The organism is Burkholderia sp. SIMBA_051 (assembly GCF_046534915.1).
Lineage (GTDB): Bacteria > Pseudomonadota > Gammaproteobacteria > Burkholderiales > Burkholderiaceae > Burkholderia > Burkholderia ambifaria.
The window spans coordinates 1-256 of sequence record NZ_JAWRXS010000543.1; the positions used below are offsets into that span (position 1 = coordinate 1).

The following is a 256-nucleotide window of genomic DNA, read 5'->3' on the forward strand; positions in this document are numbered from 1 at the left end:
GTTCGTATCGGCCCCGGGCAATCGCAATGAATCGCCGCTGTTGCGCGAAGCGCTGCCGCGGATCACGCGTATCGCCCGCGCGGTGGGGCTCGATCTGCGGGGTTGCGTCGTGAGCCTTGATGGCGTGTACGATTGCCGGCGCAACCGCAAAGCTATTTTTAATCGCGGCATGGTGCGCAATATCAACTCGAATTTGCGCGGCAGGAAGGCGCAGAAGCGCGGCGCAAGGCACTGTTTGATCCGGCCATTTTCAAGG

At 61.3% G+C, this 256-nt stretch carries 1 pseudogene; it reads left to right on the forward strand.

Annotated features, from left to right (window positions below):
- Window positions 1–256 (forward strand): annotated as a pseudogene (locus SB771_RS35640) (hypothetical protein); the annotation flags it as partial.